This window comes from Bacteroides sp., from assembly GCF_052357945.1.
GTDB lineage: Bacteria > Bacteroidota > Bacteroidia > Bacteroidales > Bacteroidaceae > Bacteroides.
The window spans coordinates 1-19,035 of record NZ_DAWCXD010000096.1 but is presented as its reverse complement, the minus strand read 5'-3'; the positions used below and the strand labels follow the sequence as shown (position 1 = coordinate 19,035).

The following is a 19,035-nucleotide window of genomic DNA, read 5'->3' as shown; positions in this document are numbered from 1 at the left end:
ATTATTGCGTAACTGCTCAAAATTCTGTATTCCTATCGGGTATATTCTGAAAGTATTATCCATTAATGTCCGTCTTTAGCAAAGTGAATCACAGGCAAATATAGGCATTTACAGACAGACCACAAACAAAAATAAATGCATAGATTCAAAATAACATCAAGTTATTCAAATCTATGCATTTACATTGCAATATACGATAACAAAACTAACGTATCTCTTTCAAAAAATAAATCAATACAGGAAAGTGATCACTATATCCGTTAATGAAAGTATTACTGGAGAATGTACGCCACGGATATCCTTTACGTTTTCCTTCCTGCATTGTCAGGAAATCACGGTTGAATATTTCCGCTTTCCAAAATTTCAAAGTCGAGCGATCTTGGCCCAGAAGATTACCTGAAATAATCAACTGGTCAAACAGATTCCATTTGTCCTGATAGCACAAAGAACCAATGCCGCGATCAAACAAAGGCCATGTGGCATTAAAATACCCGTCCGGCTCTGTATCTTTGGCTTTCCGACGAGCTTGCAACACATCTTTCGTACTTTTATTATTCGGATCATCGTTCATATCTCCCACGATTACCACTTTAGCATTCGGATCAGCAGCATGAATAGAATCTGCTATATGTTTAGTAATAGCAGCTGCTGCTTCCCTATAAATCGAAGAGCGGTCACCGCCATAACGGGAGGGCCAATGATTCACAATCATGTGGAAAGATTCTCCCGCCAATAATCCGCTGACCAATAACTGATCACGCGAACGGAAACTCGGCTGTGAAGGCATCACAAAAGGGTATATCTTTGACGATAGCAGCGTGAACAATTTGGGATTGTAAAGACATCCCACATCTATTCCACGACGGTCAGGAGAATCATAATGCACAATTTCCAACCCCATCGATGCAAGCGGCTCAATCTTCACCAAGTCTTCCAACACCCGGCGGTTCTCTATTTCCGACACCCCCAAAATGGCAGGACCACCCGGACACTTTTCACGTGCCAACTTGGCTATCACTTTCGCCATATTCTTCAGTTTCTGCTGATATTTCTCCGGCGTCCAAGCGTAAGGACCATTCGGCAGAAACTCATCATCGCCCGGATTATTGGGGTCGTCTTCCGTATCGAACAGATTCTCCAGATTATAGAAACCTGCCGCATAGACTCCCAAACGTGTTTGCCCCATCAGTCCGACGGACAGGGCAAACAGTAGCATATTCAATAATACAAGTCTTCTCATTATCTATTACGATTATTTGGTCGGTTCCGGCTTTATAACCTCACCGTCTCCTTCACCAGAACCGGGAGCGATTAGCTTCACATCATACAGACGTATACCTTTTACATTGGTAGCACCGGCACAACTGAATGTCAATGTAGCAGTTCCTGATACAGCAATATCGTCTATACGTATCTCTTCGACCACATACGGATTTTGGGTACCTGTCAGTTCTTTATCAGGTACAGACAAATCCGTATTGTTACACTTCACACTCAATGTATTGATATTCTGTTTGTCTGCAGACTGATATACATTAACCCCCATCTTGTAAATCAATGATACTTTAGCAGCACCTTTCAGATCTATGTTTCCAATGGAAAGTGAATAATCACCTCCTGACGGAAACCAGATATTACCGTCACCGCTTTGCGTACGAGGCGACAATACACTCAGATCACCACTAAACATGGAATTAGGATTATCGAATGTATTGGAAGCACTAGCATTCCACCATTCTGTTATTGGCACCCATTTTTTATTGTCACCTTCACCGGTTTTTTCAGGCGCTTTAAACGTTTCGCTAAACAATATCGTTTCACCGCCTTCATTTCCACCATCTCCTTCTCCCGGTTCAACTCCATCGAAGCCGAAAACATCCGAACGGGCAGGAATCATCAGCTGCCAAGTTCCTTTGAAACGTCCGAGAATACCTACTACAGTTCCCGTTCCTACCGGCAACGTTTCCGCGGCAAAGGAAGCATAACTGCTCGTTCTCACCATAATCACATTTCCATGCGCATCTTTCAGGTTTTCCTCTCCGTACTCTTTCGTCTCCACTTTGGCAAATGTATTCTTTCCGCCATTTTCGAAATGTACTCCTTCCATTTGCACCAAACGGTAAGTCATTTTAGTTACGTCAAGGTTTACCGTACTCATGTCTGTAATCACTTCCGGCTTCACATTGTCCACATACGGCCATCCGTTCTTCTGGACACGCGCCTGAAATTCAGTAAACGGCAGACGATAGGTCGTGCCCCCAGCGGGCCATCCCAACTGCTGTTCATCCCCATATACAGACACACACATTCCTTTCAGATTCACAAAAACCTCTTGCCCGCGACGGTAGAAATTAGAAACGTTATTCTCGTCCACCTGTATCGGCATTGCTCCGGTTTCATCCTGCACGATTACCTGCTTGTAGATATTGCCCGATTCATCGTTTCCTGTGACGTATGCTTTCAATACCCAATCATTGGTGATTACTACAGGCGTTTCCTGTGTAGCATTCTTACAATTTTCTTTCAAATCCGCAATCGTTATATTCGCACTGGGTCCTTCATATACAGGTTCATTCAACGGAGGAGCATCATAATCACGTTCACAGCCGGTCAACACAGCGGCAGCCAGCACTAAAAAGGAGAATATTTTCTGAGTTACTTTCATATCTGTTTCAATTTTAATCGTTATAATATTCGTTCCGTTCTCTGTTTAGAAGCGGTAACTGATGTTCGCAAAGCAGTTGATACCCTGCATATAGTAATATTTGTTAGGGAACAGCAACGGATTGACCAATGCGCCGTCCGAAGCATACACACGTGCCTGTTCATAACCGCCTGTACGAATGTCCCGCTTATTGAGCACATTATTGACCGAAAGGTTGAAATTAATAGATTGACGGTTGCGCAGGTAGAAAATCTTACCTACCGAAAGGTCAAGCGTACAAGCACTTCCGATACGTTCTTGCGTAGTCATGGCATAATAGGTATCCATCGTTTCCGGAAGCGTCGGGTCTACCGTATTGTAAATCCCCTCCATGCGGCGGGCAGGAGCCACGTCGATATAATTGCGTCCGAAAGCATTCAGGTTGGCACCCAAGAACCAATAATCAATGAAGTAACGTACCCCGAAAGTTCCCGCAAACTGCGGTGTTCCGGACACATACAAATTTTTCATATATACTTTTGAAGTCTTGTCACCTTGTGTAGCTTCATAATTTTCCACTGCCATCGGATTATTGCTATAATAATATTCCGAGATGGTACCAGCAAGGTCAAAACTCCAATGGTTGTCCAACTTATAAGTCGTTCCCAATTCAATTCCACGATGTATCCGGTTCACACCATAGAGCACATGATTAAAGAAGTTGGTTCCGTTGAAGTAACTGCTACGCTCCATCTGATCGTAGAAATTAGTCTGATAAAGCGAAATACGTCCCGTGAAGGAAGGCAATGAAAAAATATAATTCACATCGGCAGAGAATACTCTTCCACTCTCCAGCTTCTGTCCGTTTTCCACATCCGCAGGAGTCATGTCCGAAATACGGGGTGACAGATAAGCGTTGTTAGGCAACGGAGCTTCAGTACCGTAACTAACATTGGCTGTCAGGAAATGGCGGCCATTGAATTTATAAGTCAATCCTGCTTTCAACGCCATATCCACAAACAAATGTGTCCGTCCTTTTCCGTAAGAATTTTCCGGATAACGTCCATTCTTCATTTTACCGTCCCGATAGAACTGCACATAATCGAACTTTGCCCCATAATAGAAGTCCATCTTAGCATATCTATGCTGATTGGTGACCCATGCACCGGCTTTCATGATATTCAGATTGAAATTATATCCGAATACACCGCCTTCATATACCTTGCGGTCGGGACGATTCAAGTCATTCTGTTTGCTGTTGAGGTCATCGTGTATATCACGTTCGGCATACTTGTCATAATCCATCACGTAGGATGCGCCCAGCAGGTCATCTACTGTTTTGAACTGCCGCGACTGTGTGTATCGAAATTCCGCCCCTGCCGTCAACCAGCTATGGTCGCCCAATTTGGTGTTAAAAGTAGAGTTCAAAGTAGTTTCCAGCAAATCACTACGTCGTTCTTCCACCATATATTGCGCTTTTCCATCCGCCTGCATAGCGTTAGCAAGATACATATTGTCCCAATTAATTTGCGTAACGCTCGTATCGTTGCGTCTCCACAATAGTTCTGTAGCTTCGGCAACTTCGGGTGAGACATTGATGTCAATGGCAAATGGCAACTTGCGATAATAGTCCGGACGCGGGTCCGACGCGTTGTACCAGTTCAATGCTGTATTGCCATAGCGTCCGTAATGCATTCCCACCCCTGTAACCAATGACGATTCGTCGTCAATCTTCCACGTATGTGAAAGAATCAATGTAGGGTCGAAAGCCAGAACGACTTTCGCATTTCTTTTTTTCCCGTTCTGATATCCCCAGTTCGGGTTGTATTGATAATTGTCCAGCAATTCACACGCCTGCTGATAAGTGGCGCTCTGCTGTCCACGCTGCACAGGAGAACCGAAAGCGACGATAGAGAGACTGTGTTCTCCCCCTTTCCATTGCTTTTCGGCCGACAGCGCATAAGAGAAATTACGATAGAAAGTACCGTCTACTGCACCTTCGTGCGAGTAACGACCGCCTAACGATGCGGCAAAAGCCCATCCATTGTCAAGCAATCCTGTGGAATAAGTCACCATTCCGCGCAAATAGTAATTGCGGTTGGCGTAAGAAAGCGTAGCCTTCGTTCCCGGAGAGATGGCAGAAGCCCGCATATTGATATTTTCCGCACCACCGATAGCTCCGTAGGTGAAAGCGGAAGGTCTGTTGTAATTGACCACATCTCCATTCCGGGTCATGTCGTTCAATGCACCGATAGAAGAATAGTTGAAAACGCCTCTCAACTGATCATTAAAATTTACGCCATTTATATATCTTTGTTCATAGATATTTTCATATCCTCTGACACGAAAACGCATAGGAGATAACTGATAAGAAGCTTTATTCAAATACACATCGTTAGAAAGTATGACTTTCGAACTAATCTCTTGTGAACTACTCTCTACGTCGTCATCCACTGCTGCTTCATCCAGCACACCAATTAATGAAAGATTATCAGTAACAGTCAGTTCCACAACCTTAACTTCACCAAGATCTGTTACCATACCTTCAGTCACCTCCACCAATATATTTTTGGGGTTGATGCCTACGGAGTTAAAAACAAGTACATCCTTTCCCGGAGATACTTTGTCGAAAAAGAAAGCTCCTTTTACATCGGTCCGCGTCTGTCGATCCTCTCCGTTCAAAGTGACAATCACTCCGGGAACAGGACGATTACTTTCCGCACCAATCACACAACCTTTTATCCCCGTACCCGATTGCTGGGCCAAGAGAAAGGAAGGAAAAAGGAATGCTAGTAAAAGCACTAAATTTTGTTTCATAATTATCAGTTATTCGTTGTAAAAGCGAGACTGTGTTAGAGATACCTCAACACAGTCTCCATTCTGTCAATCAATAAAAGCTATACTTACTTTTTAGTCAAAGAGACATTATCTATAAGCAAATCTGCTCCAACGCCACTTTTTGAATTTACAAAGAAGATGGAAGCTACTGTTTCGTTTTCAACCGTAAATTCATGTGTTATTTGTCTCCACTCTGTTGATAGTATTTCCGCTGACGTTTGAGTATATTTATAAGCATTCATCGGGTCAGTATCTATCATACTAATAATAGCATATCCCATTTTAAACTTCGTCTCTGCACTTGACATACTCTTGGCATAGACAGAAAGGGTATATGTACCAGCCGCCAACGTAATATCGGAAGAGCCAAAACGGGCATTCTTGGTAGAGCCAGCCATCAGAACCGCATTACTACCTTGCTGCGCATCATTGCTTTTTGAATATGTAACAGAAGTTACCTCATCTCTTCCCCAACCTTCAGGAGCAGAGGCCGTCCAAGTCTCAAAGCTCAAATTTGTCAATTCAGTAGAAGGTGTCGGATCTACCTCCCCACTGTCCTCTCCCGCATAAACTTTCAAGTCTTTAATCTCCCAAGTTCCTGCGTTACTTGCTGTACTTGTATATTTGAATGCAATTTGCACCAACTTTCCTGCATATGCACTCAAGTCAACATCCCCTCCATCAACATAATTCCAGCTTTCTGATTCCGGAAAATTCATAGTCAATTCTGTCCAATCCGTAGCTCCTTTTTCTTTAGCCCAAAGAGAATAATAACTTTTGAAATTAGTATCTTTAGTCTGATTTATGGCATGTTTAAAAGCCAATTTAGCTTGTGTCACACTTGTAAGATCAAGCATTGGAGATACTAACCAACTTTCAGAAGCACAAGAAGAAGAACCGTTAAAAGCAGAAGCTTTCATTCCATATTTATCATCTTGTACCCAAACCTCCCTAGACAATTCGGCAGGAAGATTCACATTATTAATAGTAAATTTACCTTGTCCAGTAGTAAAAGCTTCCACATAAGCTTCAGAATCTGTAATTTTCACTACATCACCTACCGGCGGTTCCGGTACATCTGTCCCATCACCAAAATCCACATCAATATCACCACCCGGTACCGGAGTCCAATCATCAATAGTAGCAGCATCCATTACAATTACCGGTTGTCCGTTGCTATCGCTTAATTTTACATTATGAGTATATTTACGACCTGCAATCAATTCTTTTTGCGGATACTCAGTGGTAAATTTCTTACCATTCAAGTCAAACACCACTTTCACTTCAGCCAATGCAGCAGCCGGCAAAACAATGGTTCTGGCAGTAGCAGCAGTTTCATCTACAAGTGCGGCAATATTAGCAACAGTTCCTGCATTGCTCAATGCACCATCAGCCAAAGCAAAATCTGCAGTTGTATTCATACCTTCAAATGTCACTTTCAGTCCATTCAGCGTAGGTACAGTAGCGTCTTTAGTGATATTGAATACAATCTGGCTCAACTGATGACCAAATTGCAACTGTGGCTTGCTTGTTGCTCCTTTTGCAAATCCTGTTGCATTGTCAGAATAAAGCAGGTCAATATTCTCCGGCTTGCTCTGATCTGCCACATTGACTTTGTAGACATTACCTGTCAACGAAGCTGCATATGGGTAATAAGCGATAAAATCTACAGCACTTCCGTCTGTCGGATAGTATAAAGCATTATCCGCATCGGCAGCAGAAACATTTCCATTTGCATCTGTAACGTGCTGCTTATTAACAGCAATAGCAGCAGCTAAATCGCCATCGCTCTTTTTCATAAAAACACCAAGCTTGTCGCCAGCAGTCCATTTTGAATCAACAGCTCTGGTATTAGCACCCTTGATAGAAGAAGTAAAACTTATAGGCTGACTTCCATCGTTCCATTCACTTTTGTCGTCATTGTCCACACAAGCAGTGAATGCCAATCCTGACAACACGGTTGCAAAGAATAATTTCCCTAGTTTCATAATCATTAGTGATTAGTTAAAAATATATTAAAGATTTATCTATTTCCATTTCGACTTGTCACATTGTCGTTTGATGTCAGCACTTAAAGTCGGGAAGAATGTGAATCCGGTTTCTTCCTCCAGTTCACTGACAGAAACTGCACAATCCATATAAGCATTGCTATCAGAATACTTTTTCTGTTCCAACTTGAATCCGATAGTTTGGAACACACCGCTCACCTTTCGCGCCAACGCCTTGTAATAGTACTTGGGCACAGCCACCTGCTTTCCGTCATTTTTGTTTGTCTTCCATTCTATATTCTTGTCCGTCAACGTAGTGACAGCCGCTCCTGTCACGATGAACAGCGTATCGGTTCCGCTACTCCAACTGCGTACTTTTTCTTCCAAATTCGCCCAGATAGTCTGATTCAGTCCCTGTCCAATCTGTGGTGTCATGTTGGTGGAATAGAACGTCATTTGATTGCTCGCCACATCCCGCTGACGATCTCCACTCGGAATCTGATGCCCGCGGTCATATCCGGAGATTCCATAAGAATTTTTTAAATTTACTTGAAGAGAGGAGGAGATTTCCGGGTCGTAAGCCCACTTTTCATTACGCCCCGCATTACCGTCATAATACGAGCAATACGGATACGCCACCCAATATGCCAATTTCAATTCCGAATCATAAAGCAAGGAATAATTGCGCACTTTCTTATCATTCGGCATATAGTGATTGATATATTTTATATTGCTTTTTTCCAACATACTCTTCGTTATCACCGGAGTCTCTCTCCACTTCACATATTTACCCTCTTCCGGATCCACCAGTGAACCGCCATTCTTTATATTAACCGAGAAAACATACTTGGAACCTTGCTCTAAAGAAGTGATAGAGGTCGGTAAAGTAATCTCTTTTGTCTTTCCATTCAACGTCAGAGTAAGCTTTATGCCATTTATCGTATTTACCGGTAATAGAATAGCTTCTGCGGCATTGCCCACACGACGCATAGCGACCGTTGCAACCGATTTCTCATCTATAGTCAACGAGCCGTTTACAAGATTGAAATCCGCTTTTGTCTTTACTCCGGAAATGGTAACGGAAAGGTTACTGAAATCTGTATTATCAGAACTGCTCAGATTAAGCACCAATTGAGAAAGCTGATGATAGAACTGCAAATTGCCTGTTGCGGAAGTCGCTGTGCGGTTTGTCAGATTATCAGCATAAAGTAAATCAACCTCTTCCGGTTTACTCTGATTGGTAACATCTACCTTATATATATAGTTGTCTAATATCGATTGAAACGGATAATAAGCTATAAAATCAACGGCGCTTCCGTCCGACGGATATTCTATCGCTTTCCCGTCCGACAGGAAATTGCCATTACCCTGTTTCGTTATGAAAGGAACATTATCTCCTTCACCGACAATGGTACCGGCTCCCAGCGTTCCTCCGGCCTGTTTCATAAATACTCCAATTCTGTCATTGGCAGCCCATGAACTTCCCGCAGCTCTGGTAACGGCATCTCCTTCCACAACAGAAGTAAACTGCACCACCGTCTGCTTCTCATTATCCACCACCTGTTGAGCCGTTTTATCACACGCTCCCAATACCAGCAGCAGGAATACACTCCACAAAAGATTTTTCTTCTTCATCTGTTTTAATTTAAGTCGTCTATTGGAGTGGCAAAATAAAAGATTAGCAATTACATTCTCATTACAAAACAAATACAAGAACAAAACATTTAATCCTACTTTCCCTCTCTATCAGTTTATTTTTTTATTCTCCCTTAGAAAGAACAAATGTAAATATAAAATTTTTGAAGAACAATCAATTTTTTGAAAAAGTATCAATAAAGAACTATAATTAACTAAGCATCGAAGACATTTTATCAACAATAGTATCTAAATCGTTCCTTGACAATATGGCATTTTTTCATACCACCAATGACATGTTCAGTTTTAATTCTAATTCAGAAATGCAATTTATTTATGCTATTTTCTTTAAATATAGAAGAATAGCAACAAAACGAGATTGCAAGCAATCACCACACCGAATCCTCCCAGAATCCAAGGACGAAGTTTACTTTCCTTCCCTGCAAAGAATAGAGCATAGAACATGTTTACCATTATATTACTGATGATAGCCTGCATACTACAAGCAGTAATTATCAATGCAGCAACACTACCCGTATTTTGCAATAAGTTTAATATGAAAGGAGTGATATCACTAAAACCGGATACAAAAGAAAGGAGATTCAATCCGCCTGTACCTGCATAAACGAGTGTATAATGAGTTAAGAAAGTAAATATGACAAAGAGTACGGCAAAAATCAAAGCAACTTTAAATTCCAACGGATTGCTACTATCATCCTCTTCCGCTTCAACAGGCTGGTCGTTGGAACGCTTTTGACGGGAATGAATAAACCAGGCCACAATAGCTGCCACCACTGCCATAGTCAATAGATACGGATAAATAGACAAGAAGATTTCTCGACTGAAAATAAGTATCAGTATCATAAAGCGCAGAAACATCATGCTGATAGCCAATAACATGGCAGCAACATAATCAGTGGCTTCTTGCTCCGAGGCTTTCCGGCTTTTACGGGCAAGCACCGAGATAGTAGCCGTACTGCTATATAATCCGCCGATAATACCTGAGACTAATGTTCCGGATTCATGGAATACATATCGCTTTAATAAATAAGAAAGATAAGAAATACCGGATACCACCACTGTTGCCAGCCAGATAGAATAAGGAGTGAGATTTACATCCGGGATCAAATTCTTATGTGGAAGCATCGGCAAGATAATACCACTGATAGCCAAGAACTTTGCCAACGTAATCATTTCATCATTCTTCATTCGTTGCGCAAATTCCGTAAAAGTATGTTTGAGCTCGGTCAGCAGAAGCACTGTCACAACCACCATGACATAAAACCAGGAAGGTTGGGTAGCTACGATAGGCGCCATACAATAAGTAATCAGAGCTATAATAATGGTAGTCACGCCAAAGACGTGAAATTGTGATTGTTTTACATAGTAGTTTAATCCCAATAGCAATCCCAACACGGCTCCGCCTCCCATAAATAAACGCATATCCGTAGGGTCGAGTATATAAAGCAAGTAACCCAGTATACCGATAAAAGTAAAAGTACGGTCGGTTCCGAAAAGAGTAGTCTCCCCCTCACGTTTCAGACTGATTCGACGCTGCGAAAGTCCGATTAGTAATGAAAACAAAGTAACTAAAACAAAAGTAACCAATTCACGCGGCACATAACCGTATAACTGTTCCATATCCATACACTGCTCTCTTTTTTATACTAAGAACAAATATACAGTTTATTTGTTAACGTTCACCACGTTTTATACGGTTTTTTCATTAGCTGTGAGTTATAGTAGCGTATATCTCCGGTTACCTCCTCACCAATAAAACCGGGTTTCACAAAGACCTCATCTTCTGACTCAAGCTCTACTTCAGCCACGATAAGACCTTCATTCTCACCATAAAATTCGTCGACTTCAAATATATGCTTGCCACTGCGCACCAAATAACGGGTCTTGTCAATGATCCCCGGTTCGCAAAGTTTCATCAATTCTTCCGCTTCTGATAAAGGCAGTTCCTTTTCCCACTCATAACGGCTGGTACCGGAAGCATTAGAGGCTCCCTTTATCGTCAAATACCCCTTATCATCCCGAATACGAACCCGAACAGTACGCCCACGAGCACTACTGATATACCCTTGTACAATGCGACTCTGCGCAAAAGCCAAAGATTTGAATTCACCGGTAACCAAAAATTTACGTTCTATTTCTTGTGCCATGACACAAAGATAAATTAAAAATTGAAAATTGAGAATCAAAACGCTGTAGTTTTCTGATACACGGTGTGAGGTATCAAACTATCATTTTTTAATTCTCAATTCTCAATTTATATCAGAATCTCGTCATGAATTCAATCACGATTTTATCCCGTTCCGATTCTTTAGGGATTCCGGAGTTCTTATAGAAATATTTTTCGAAATTCAGCCGAAGGTCGGCAATGAAGGCTTTGGAAAGACTTAATGTAATTCCACCTGTCACACGATGGCGAGCATAATCATTTATAATCAGGGCTTTTGTCGTTTCATCCATTTTGCCATCACTATGGTCGGTCATCATATCATAGCGAGCCAGGAAAGAGATTTTATTGAATACCTTTTTCAATGGCAAATCATAATTGATAAAGCTATTCACCGCATGAACATCTTTAAACGCTTCGTGGCCATACATTTTATATAAATATTCCGCCTCAATATGAAAACGGTCATTCTGATAATAGATACCGGCATCGTACATGTTAATCCGCACATTTTCCGGTTTTATCATTTGGGTACTAAGTGTCAGATTCCAGTTCTTATTAGGTAATAGCTGTGCTTTTATGGAATAATTCAGCGTTTTGTGCCATTCCTTTTGATTGGTCAAACCGGAGCCGTTGAATAATCCTCCTTCAAGGATAAAAGGGAAGCCACCTTTATTCGCATAGCCAGCCGTAAAACCAACGTCACGCACATTTCCTACTTGTTTAGCTATGAATGAGCGATTTGCAAAATACTGTTGATGTGGTGAACGGTGAGCGTCTATTGTGAAAGGAACGCGCATCTGACCAATCGTAAAATTCAGGTCTTTCACCGGAAAAACGCGTGCATACGCATCGAGCATCTTGATAGAACCTTCATCGGAAAGGTCGATTTCCGCTTTATAAGCAACTATCGGATGCACATTTCCCGAAACACTGAAGCGTGCATTACGTACTTCAAAACGGCTTTCACTTGTTTCTGTCTGGTACTCGTACTTTCCCCGGATTGTTCCGTGAATCTCCGGCAGATAATCCTTAAACTCCATGGTCTGCTTATCCAGCATCTTACCATCCCCTGCATCTTCTTTTGCTTGTCCAAAGGCCATTGTCGCCAGCAAAAGCATAACGACGGTTGTTGTGATTCTACTCATTTCAGTTGTCTGCTACTAAATTCACGGCAAAAGTACAACTGTGAGGATACACGGAGATGACAAATTAGCTACGGGAAAATGACAGAAAAGTTACATTTATATTACAGAGAACACAAATGCATTACAAAACAAAGAGTTCGCCACAAATTACGCAGATTAACACAAATCGGATTTGATATTCATCCTATCAATAACCAAACAATCTGGGTTAACCGTGTAATTTGTGGCGAACTTATCAGCCGAAAAAGGAAAATGCGATCAGCATAATCAATGCCAAAATAATTAATGAGACGAACACTATTTTGACAACCTTCTGGGCTTGTTCTTCTTCTTTCTTACTAATTGCTACTTTTTTCTTCACCTTACCCATAATAGTTAGCTTTAAAGTTCAACGCTAACAAAGTAAGTACAAATCTATTAACTTTCCAAAAATAACTCTTGCTAATTTTATTTTTTATGATTCTTGTGAAGAAAACTCCATCAAATAAGCTTTGATAAAACCATCTATTTTGCCATCCATCACGCCGTTCACATCCGAGGTCTGATAGTTGGTTCGGTGGTCTTTCACACGACGGTCATCAAATACGTAGCTGCGGATCTGAGAACCCCATTCGATCTTTTTCTTACCGGCTTCCACCTTTGCCTGTTCTGCCATGCGGTGCTGCAATTCCTTATCATACAAGATGGAACGTAACTGACGCATTGCATTTTCACGGTTCTTCGGTTGGTCACGGGTTTCGGTATTTTCAATCAGGATTTCTTCTTCCTCACCAGTATAAGGGTCTTTATACTGATAACGCAAACGGACACCGGATTCCACCTTGTTTACATTCTGTCCACCGGCACCACCGCTTCGGAATGTATCCCAAGAGATATTGGCAGGCAAAATATTTACCTCGATACTGTCATCCACCAACGGAGTAACGAATACGGAAGCAAAAGAAGTCATACGTTTACCCTGTGCATTGTATGGAGAAACACGAACCAGACGGTGCACACCATTCTCTCCCTTCAAATAACCATAAGCAAAGTCACCTTCGATATTGATCGTGCAGGTTTTGATTCCGGCTTCGTCACCTTCCTGAAGGTTGGCAATGGTAGCTTTATAACCGTTCGTCTCGGCATAACGCAGATACATACGCATCAGCATGGAAGCCCAGTCCTGACTTTCCGTACCACCGGCACCTGAGTTGATTTTTAACACACAATCCATCTGGTCGGCTTCGTCACGAAGCATATTTTTGAGTTCGAGTGCCTCTACCGCCTCACTGGCTTTTGCGTAAGCAGCATCCACATCTTCCTCTGTCACCAACTCTTCTTTATAGAAATCAAATGCCAGTTCAAGTTCATCTGCCAGTGTCTTGAGTTCGTTGTAGCCTTCAATCCACTTTTGCAGGTCTTTCACCAATTTCATTTGAGCTTCGGCCTTCTTCTGGTCATCCCAAAATCCCGGAGCTTGTGTTCTTAATTGCTCTTCTTCGACTTGAATTTTCTTCCCGTCGATGTCAAAGATACCTCCTCAGCGCATCAGTGCGCTCTTTCACGTCTTTAAGTTGTTCAATAGTAATCATTTGATTTACAATTTTATTATTTACAAATTTCAGATATCGGGGACAAAGATAAGCAAAATTCTGCTACCTTTGTTTTTGTTATTAAAATGTTGTCATATTATGAACAAACGATTGAAACTTTCTTGCTTGTCACTCTTCCTGGCATTAGTGATTTGCAGCTGTAGCTCACAAAAAAAGTATAGCTACGAAACAGTGCCCAATGACCCGCTAAAAGCCCGCATTTACACACTGGACAACGGACTAAAGGTTTACCTCACCGTAAACAAGGAAACTCCGCGCATACAAACGTTTATTGCAGTAAGAGTGGGCGGAAAGAATGACCCGGCAGAAACGACGGGACTTGCTCATTATTTCGAACATCTGATGTTTAAAGGCACCGACAAGTTTGGCACACAAGACTACGCGACCGAAAAGCCTCTACTGGATGCAATCGAACAACAGTTCGAGATTTATCGTAAGACTACGGATGAAGCGGAACGTAAGGCGATCTACCACACCATCGACAGCCTTTCTTACGAAGCTTCCAAGTATGCTATCCCTAATGAATATGACAAATTAATGGCAGCCATCGGATCTACCGGCAGCAATGCTTATACCTGGTATGACCAGACGGTTTATCAGGAAGACATTCCTTCCAACCAGATAGAAAACTGGGCGAAGATTCAGGCAGATCGTTTTGAAAACAATGTAATTCGTGGTTTCCATACTGAATTGGAAGCTGTATATGAAGAGAAAAACATGTCACTCACCCGTGACAACAGCAAAGTACAGGAAGCTATTTTTTCTTCTCTTTTTCCCAAGCATCCTTATGGAACGCAGACTGTGTTAGGTACACAGGAGAACCTGAAGAATCCTTCTATCACGAACATTAAGAACTACTATAAACAGTGGTATGTGCCTAACAATATGGCAATCTGTATGTCCGGCGATTTAGACCCGGATGCAACGATTGCATTAATCGATAAATATTTTGGTGGATTGAAACCCAATCCGGAACTTCCGAAACTGGACTTGCCGAAAGAGGCGCCAATCACGCAACCAGTTGTAAAAGAGGTGTTAGGTCCGGATGCCGAAAGCGTTGCACTGGCTTGGAGATTCCCCGGTGTATCCGACAAAGACTTTGAAATCCTGCAAGTCGTTTCGCAAGTATTATACAATGGAAAGGCAGGACTTATCGACCTTGATCTGAACCAGCAACAGAAGGTCTTGAATAGTTACGGTTACCCGATGGGACTGGCAGATTACTCTGCATTGCTGCTAGGAGGACTTCCTAAACAAGGACAAACACTGGAAGAAGTGAAAGACTTGCTACTCAGCGAAATCAAGAAGCTCCGTGCCGGAGAGTTCGACGAGAAAATGCTGGAAGCCAATATCAACAACTTCAAGCTCGGTGAACTGCAAAACATGGAAAGCAATGAAGGACGTGCCGATATGTTTGTCAACTCATTTATCAACGGCACAGACTGGAAAAATGAAGTTACTGCCATCGACCGCATGGCCAAACTGACTAAAGAAGACATCGTAGCGTTCGCCAACAAATACCTGAAAGAAGATAATTATGCCGTTATCTACAAAAAGCAAGGAAAAGACCCGAACGAAAAGAAGATGACGAAACCGGAGATTACTCCTATCATAACCAATCGTGATGTAACCAGCCCGTTCCTTGTGGAGGTACAGGAAAGCGCAGTTAAACCGATTGAGCCTGTGTTCCTCGACTATCAAAAGGATATGAGCCAATTAAAGGCAAAATCGGATATTCCGGTTCTTTACAAGCAGAATATAGCCAATGACCTGTTCCAATTGATTTATGTCTTTGATATGGGAAACAACCATGACAAGGCTTTGGGAACAGCATTCGATTATCTCGAATATCTAGGTACTTCGGACATGACACCGGAAGAACTGAAAAGTGAATTCTATCGCCTGGCTTGTACTTTCTATGTTTCTCCGGGCAACGAACGCACGTATGTCGTACTTTCCGGACTGAATGAGAATATGCCCGCTGCCGTACAATTATTCGAAAAGTTACTGGCAGATGCGCAGGTTAATAAGGAAGCCTATACTAATATGACCGATGATATACTGAAAGCCCGTTCGGATGCCAAACTGAATCAGGGACAGAACTTCTCCCGTTTGATGAGCTTTGCCATGTACGGTCCCAAATCCCCTGCCACCAATCTACTGACGGAGGCGGAACTGACAAATATGAATCCACAGGAACTGGTAGACCGGATTCACAATCAGAACAGCTACAAGCACCGTATTTTATACTACGGGCCAAGCAGCAGCAAAGATTTACTGGCTACCATCAACCAATATCATCAGGTTCCGGCAACCCTGAAGGATATTCCTGCCGGAAACGAGTATGCTTATCTCGAAACTCCCGTCACTAAAGTTCTAGTAGCTCCTTATGACGCCAAGCAAATATACATGGCACAGATATCCAATCTCGACAAGAAGTATGATCCGGCCATTGAACCTATCCGCGCATTATATGATGAATACTTCGGAGGGGGCATGAACTCTATCGTCTTCCAGGAAATGCGTGAAACACGTGGATTGGCTTATTCCGCCTGGGCTAGCATAATGCCGCCGAGCTACTTGAAGTATCCTTATGTACTACGTACACAGATTGCCACGCAAAACGACAAAATGATTGATGCCGTCACTACATTTAATGACATCATCAATAATATGCCGGAATCCGAAGCTGCTTTCAAACTGGCTAAAAACGGATTAACCAACCGTCTGCGCACCGAACGTATCATCAAAGGTGATATTATCTGGAGTTATATCAATGCACAAGATTTAGGGCAAAACGTAGACCCGCGCATCAAGCTCTACAACGACATACAGAATATGTCGCTAAAAGATATTGTCGATTTCCAAAAGCAATGGGTAAAAGGACGTACGTATGTTTATTGTATCCTGGGAGATAAGAAAGATTTGGAACTGGATAAATTGAAAGCTGTAGGTCCTATTGAAGAATTGACCCAGGAACAGATTTTCGGATATTAAAAGAAATGATCCGGCCATAAATAATAAGCAGGTGTCAAAGCACCCCTAAACACAAAGTTTACCCCTGTTACAGATTGAACAGTAACAGGGGTAATATTTTTAAAAAGAGCTCCAATACACTCTTTTTTATTTCTGATTTATCATTTATGGTTTATCGTTTCATTTTTAACGACAAACCGCTTATCGCCTATTTCTCACTTTCTTCGTACATCTTCTCTATCTGCTCACTATAATTCTTGGCAACCACCGCCCGTTTCAATTTCAGTGTATTAGTCAATTCTCCACGTTCCATGCTGAATGGTTCAGGCAGTAAAGTGAAACGTTTGATTTGTTCATAATGCGCAAATTGTTGCTGAAGTGTATCGATCCGCGCACGGAACAGTCCTACAATCTTTGGATGTTGCAGCAACTCAGTCATATTTTTATATTCAATACCTTTTTCTTTTGCATACTCTTTTACGTATCCATATACAGGTACTATCAGGGCTGAAACAAATTTACGCTGATCGGCAATAATGGCAATCTGGTCGATATAACGGTCAATGACCAACTTCGTTTCCAAAGCTTGCGGAGCGACGTATTTGCCATTTGATGTTTTGAATAAATCTTTAATACGTTCCGTCAGGAAAAGCTGTCCATTTTTAAAGTAACCGGCATCACCTGTATGGAACCAACCATCCGGCTCAATAGCAGCAGCTGTGGCTTCCGCTTTTTTGTAATAGCCCTTTGTGATCGTCTTACCCCGAAGCAGGATTTCATTGTCTTCGCCAATCTTCACTTCAAGTCCCGGCAATACGACGCCTACCGAACCGATGTCATAGCCAACCGGCAGCGTACAAGATACAGTGGCCGTAGATTCCGTCAGTCCATATCCTACCACCATATTGATTCCTACCGAATGAACGAATTCATTGATTTCATCGGGAACGGCAGCACCGGCAGTCGGGAAAAAGTTACCATTCTCAATACCGATTGTTTTTTTCAGCAGAGAATAGATAGTCTTTTCGTAAAACTTATATTTCAGTTGATTCATCACCGGAGGAGTCTTTCCCAGACGCAGATAATCCAGATTATGGATTCTACCTACCCGGATAGCATCCAGCATCAGTGCCTTCTTCAACCCTGTAGTTTCGTTTATTTTTTCCTGCACCCCTGCATACACCTTCTCCCAAAAACGGGGAACACTGCACATCAGTGTCGGGCGAATTTCCTTAATGGTCGTTTGTATATCTGCCGGACGGAGATTGATACAAATCTGCACTCCTTTATGAATACAGAGATAACACCATGCTTTCTCAAACACGTGTGTTAATGGAAGGAAGTTCATCGATACATCCTTATCCGACATCGTCGTCAAACGGTCATCATGTGTATGAAACTGTTCCAGATAACAGGAATGATGAAGCATAACCCCTTTGGGTTCCCCCGTTGTGCCGGAAGTATAGAGAATATTTGCCAAATCATCATAAGAAGCCCGCTCCGTACGTTCTTCTACCGTATCATTATGAGGCAATCCCTCTCCCGTCGCCATAAATTCATCAAAATAGATAGATGATACATCACGAGGGTCTTTTACCACCGAACGGTCAAAAATTATCAGTTGTTGCAAAGAAGAACAGAAACCAAAGATGCTGAAAGCGGCATCATACTGGTATTGCTCACCGACAAAAAGAAAACGAATCTGCGCATCATTAATGATATATTGCGCCTGCGCAGGTGAACTCGTCGCATAAAACGGAATGGTAACAGCCCGATTGGCAAACGCGCCAAAGTCGACATAGAACCATTCGGGTTTATTCTGTGAAAATATACCGATATTCTCTTGTTCTTCCACTCCCAATGCCACGAAAGCATTAGCTGCTTGCCGTACTGTTCCGGAGAACTGCTTCCATGAAATAGGAATCCATTGAGCTGTCTCATAGTCGCGGTATTTTAAGGCTACCTTGTCGCCATATTTTTCGGCCTGACGATGGACCAGGACAGATAAATGATGATAAGTCATACTCTT

12 protein-coding genes are annotated in these 19,035 nt (G+C 42.1%); 1 reads left to right on the top strand and 11 read right to left on the bottom strand.

What is annotated here, in order from left to right; genetic code table 11:
* Positions 1 to 205 precede the first annotated feature (205 nt).
* The 10 genes from ACT8YW_RS15920 to prfB all read right to left on the bottom strand — a co-directional run bounded on the left by ACT8YW_RS15920 (position 206) and on the right by prfB (position 14,009).
* Complete coding sequence (locus tag ACT8YW_RS15920; protein WP_444106073.1) at positions 206 to 1,240, bottom strand: endonuclease/exonuclease/phosphatase family protein; 1,035 nt, start codon at positions 1,238 to 1,240, stop codon at positions 206 to 208.
* A 12-nt stretch (positions 1,241 to 1,252) separates the two neighbouring features.
* Entirely contained in the window at positions 1,253 to 2,665 is a 1,413-nt protein-coding gene (locus ACT8YW_RS15915) for a DUF5689 domain-containing protein (protein WP_444106071.1), read from the bottom strand.
* Between the two features lie 45 nt (positions 2,666 to 2,710).
* A complete protein-coding gene (locus tag ACT8YW_RS15910; protein WP_444106069.1) occupies positions 2,711 to 5,461 on the bottom strand; it encodes a carboxypeptidase-like regulatory domain-containing protein in 2,751 nt (916 codons plus the stop codon).
* Positions 5,462 to 5,547: 86 nt separating this feature from the next.
* Positions 5,548 to 7,470: a fimbrillin family protein gene (locus tag ACT8YW_RS15905; protein ID WP_444106067.1), complete on the bottom strand. Its 1,923-nt coding sequence runs from the start codon at positions 7,468 to 7,470 to the stop codon at positions 5,548 to 5,550.
* A 39-nt stretch (positions 7,471 to 7,509) separates the two neighbouring features.
* Complete coding sequence (locus tag ACT8YW_RS15900) at positions 7,510 to 9,105, bottom strand: fimbrillin family protein (protein ID WP_444106065.1); 1,596 nt, start codon at positions 9,103 to 9,105, stop codon at positions 7,510 to 7,512.
* Positions 9,106 to 9,453: 348 nt separating this feature from the next.
* Positions 9,454 to 10,746: an MgtC/SapB family protein gene (locus ACT8YW_RS15895; RefSeq protein WP_444106077.1), complete on the bottom strand. Its 1,293-nt coding sequence runs from the start codon at positions 10,744 to 10,746 to the stop codon at positions 9,454 to 9,456.
* A gap of 59 nt (positions 10,747 to 10,805) precedes the next feature.
* Positions 10,806 to 11,273, bottom strand: a complete 468-nt coding sequence (locus tag ACT8YW_RS15890) for a CYTH domain-containing protein (RefSeq protein ID WP_008998040.1) — start codon at positions 11,271 to 11,273, stop codon at positions 10,806 to 10,808.
* A gap of 112 nt (positions 11,274 to 11,385) precedes the next feature.
* A complete protein-coding gene (locus ACT8YW_RS15885; protein ID WP_444106062.1) occupies positions 11,386 to 12,438 on the bottom strand; it encodes a porin in 1,053 nt (350 codons plus the stop codon).
* A gap of 235 nt (positions 12,439 to 12,673) precedes the next feature.
* On the bottom strand, positions 12,674 to 12,808 hold the full coding sequence (locus tag ACT8YW_RS15880) for a hypothetical protein (protein ID WP_004299554.1): 135 nt from the start codon (positions 12,806 to 12,808) through the stop codon (positions 12,674 to 12,676).
* Between the two features lie 84 nt (positions 12,809 to 12,892).
* Positions 12,893 to 14,009 (bottom strand): peptide chain release factor 2 gene (gene prfB / locus ACT8YW_RS15875; protein WP_117683141.1). Its coding sequence is split into 2 segments (ribosomal slippage): positions 12,893 to 13,945 and positions 13,947 to 14,009, totalling 1,116 coding nucleotides; the frame shifts between segments, so codons are not numbered across the junction.
* 99 nt (positions 14,010 to 14,108) lie between these two features.
* Between prfB and ACT8YW_RS15870 the strand changes: the two genes are divergently transcribed.
* The gene (locus ACT8YW_RS15870; RefSeq protein ID WP_444106060.1) at positions 14,109 to 17,027 is read left to right on the top strand and encodes a M16 family metallopeptidase; all 2,919 of its coding nucleotides are present in this window, start codon (positions 14,109 to 14,111) and stop codon (positions 17,025 to 17,027) included.
* A 187-nt stretch (positions 17,028 to 17,214) separates the two neighbouring features.
* Here the strand turns inward: ACT8YW_RS15870 and ACT8YW_RS15865 are convergent, their stop codons facing one another.
* Positions 17,215 to 19,029 (bottom strand): AMP-dependent synthetase/ligase, encoded by a 1,815-nt coding sequence (locus ACT8YW_RS15865; RefSeq protein WP_444106075.1) that lies wholly within the window; start codon positions 19,027 to 19,029, stop codon positions 17,215 to 17,217.
* Between the last annotated feature and the right edge of the window lie 6 nt (positions 19,030 to 19,035).

Bases quoted from the DNA above. Each gene is read 5' to 3' on its own strand.
- ACT8YW_RS15920 (WP_444106073.1), bottom strand. From the start codon at position 1,240: ATGAGAAGACTTGTATTATTGAATATGCTACTGTTTGCCCTGTCCGTC.
- ACT8YW_RS15915 (WP_444106071.1), bottom strand. From the start codon at position 2,665: ATGAAAGTAACTCAGAAAATATTCTCCTTTTTAGTGCTGGCTGCCGCT.
- ACT8YW_RS15910 (WP_444106069.1), bottom strand. From the start codon at position 5,461: ATGAAACAAAATTTAGTGCTTTTACTAGCATTCCTTTTTCCTTCCTTT.
- ACT8YW_RS15905 (WP_444106067.1), bottom strand. From the start codon at position 7,470: ATGAAACTAGGGAAATTATTCTTTGCAACCGTGTTGTCAGGATTGGCA.
- ACT8YW_RS15900 (WP_444106065.1), bottom strand. From the start codon at position 9,105: ATGAAGAAGAAAAATCTTTTGTGGAGTGTATTCCTGCTGCTGGTATTG.
- ACT8YW_RS15895 (WP_444106077.1), bottom strand. From the start codon at position 10,746: ATGGAACAGTTATACGGTTATGTGCCGCGTGAATTGGTTACTTTTGTT.
- ACT8YW_RS15890 (WP_008998040.1), bottom strand. From the start codon at position 11,273: ATGGCACAAGAAATAGAACGTAAATTTTTGGTTACCGGTGAATTCAAA.
- ACT8YW_RS15885 (WP_444106062.1), bottom strand. From the start codon at position 12,438: ATGAGTAGAATCACAACAACCGTCGTTATGCTTTTGCTGGCGACAATG.
- ACT8YW_RS15880 (WP_004299554.1), bottom strand. From the start codon at position 12,808: ATGGGTAAGGTGAAGAAAAAAGTAGCAATTAGTAAGAAAGAAGAAGAA.
- ACT8YW_RS15870 (WP_444106060.1), top strand. From the start codon at position 14,109: ATGAACAAACGATTGAAACTTTCTTGCTTGTCACTCTTCCTGGCATTA.
- ACT8YW_RS15865 (WP_444106075.1), bottom strand. From the start codon at position 19,029: ATGACTTATCATCATTTATCTGTCCTGGTCCATCGTCAGGCCGAAAAA.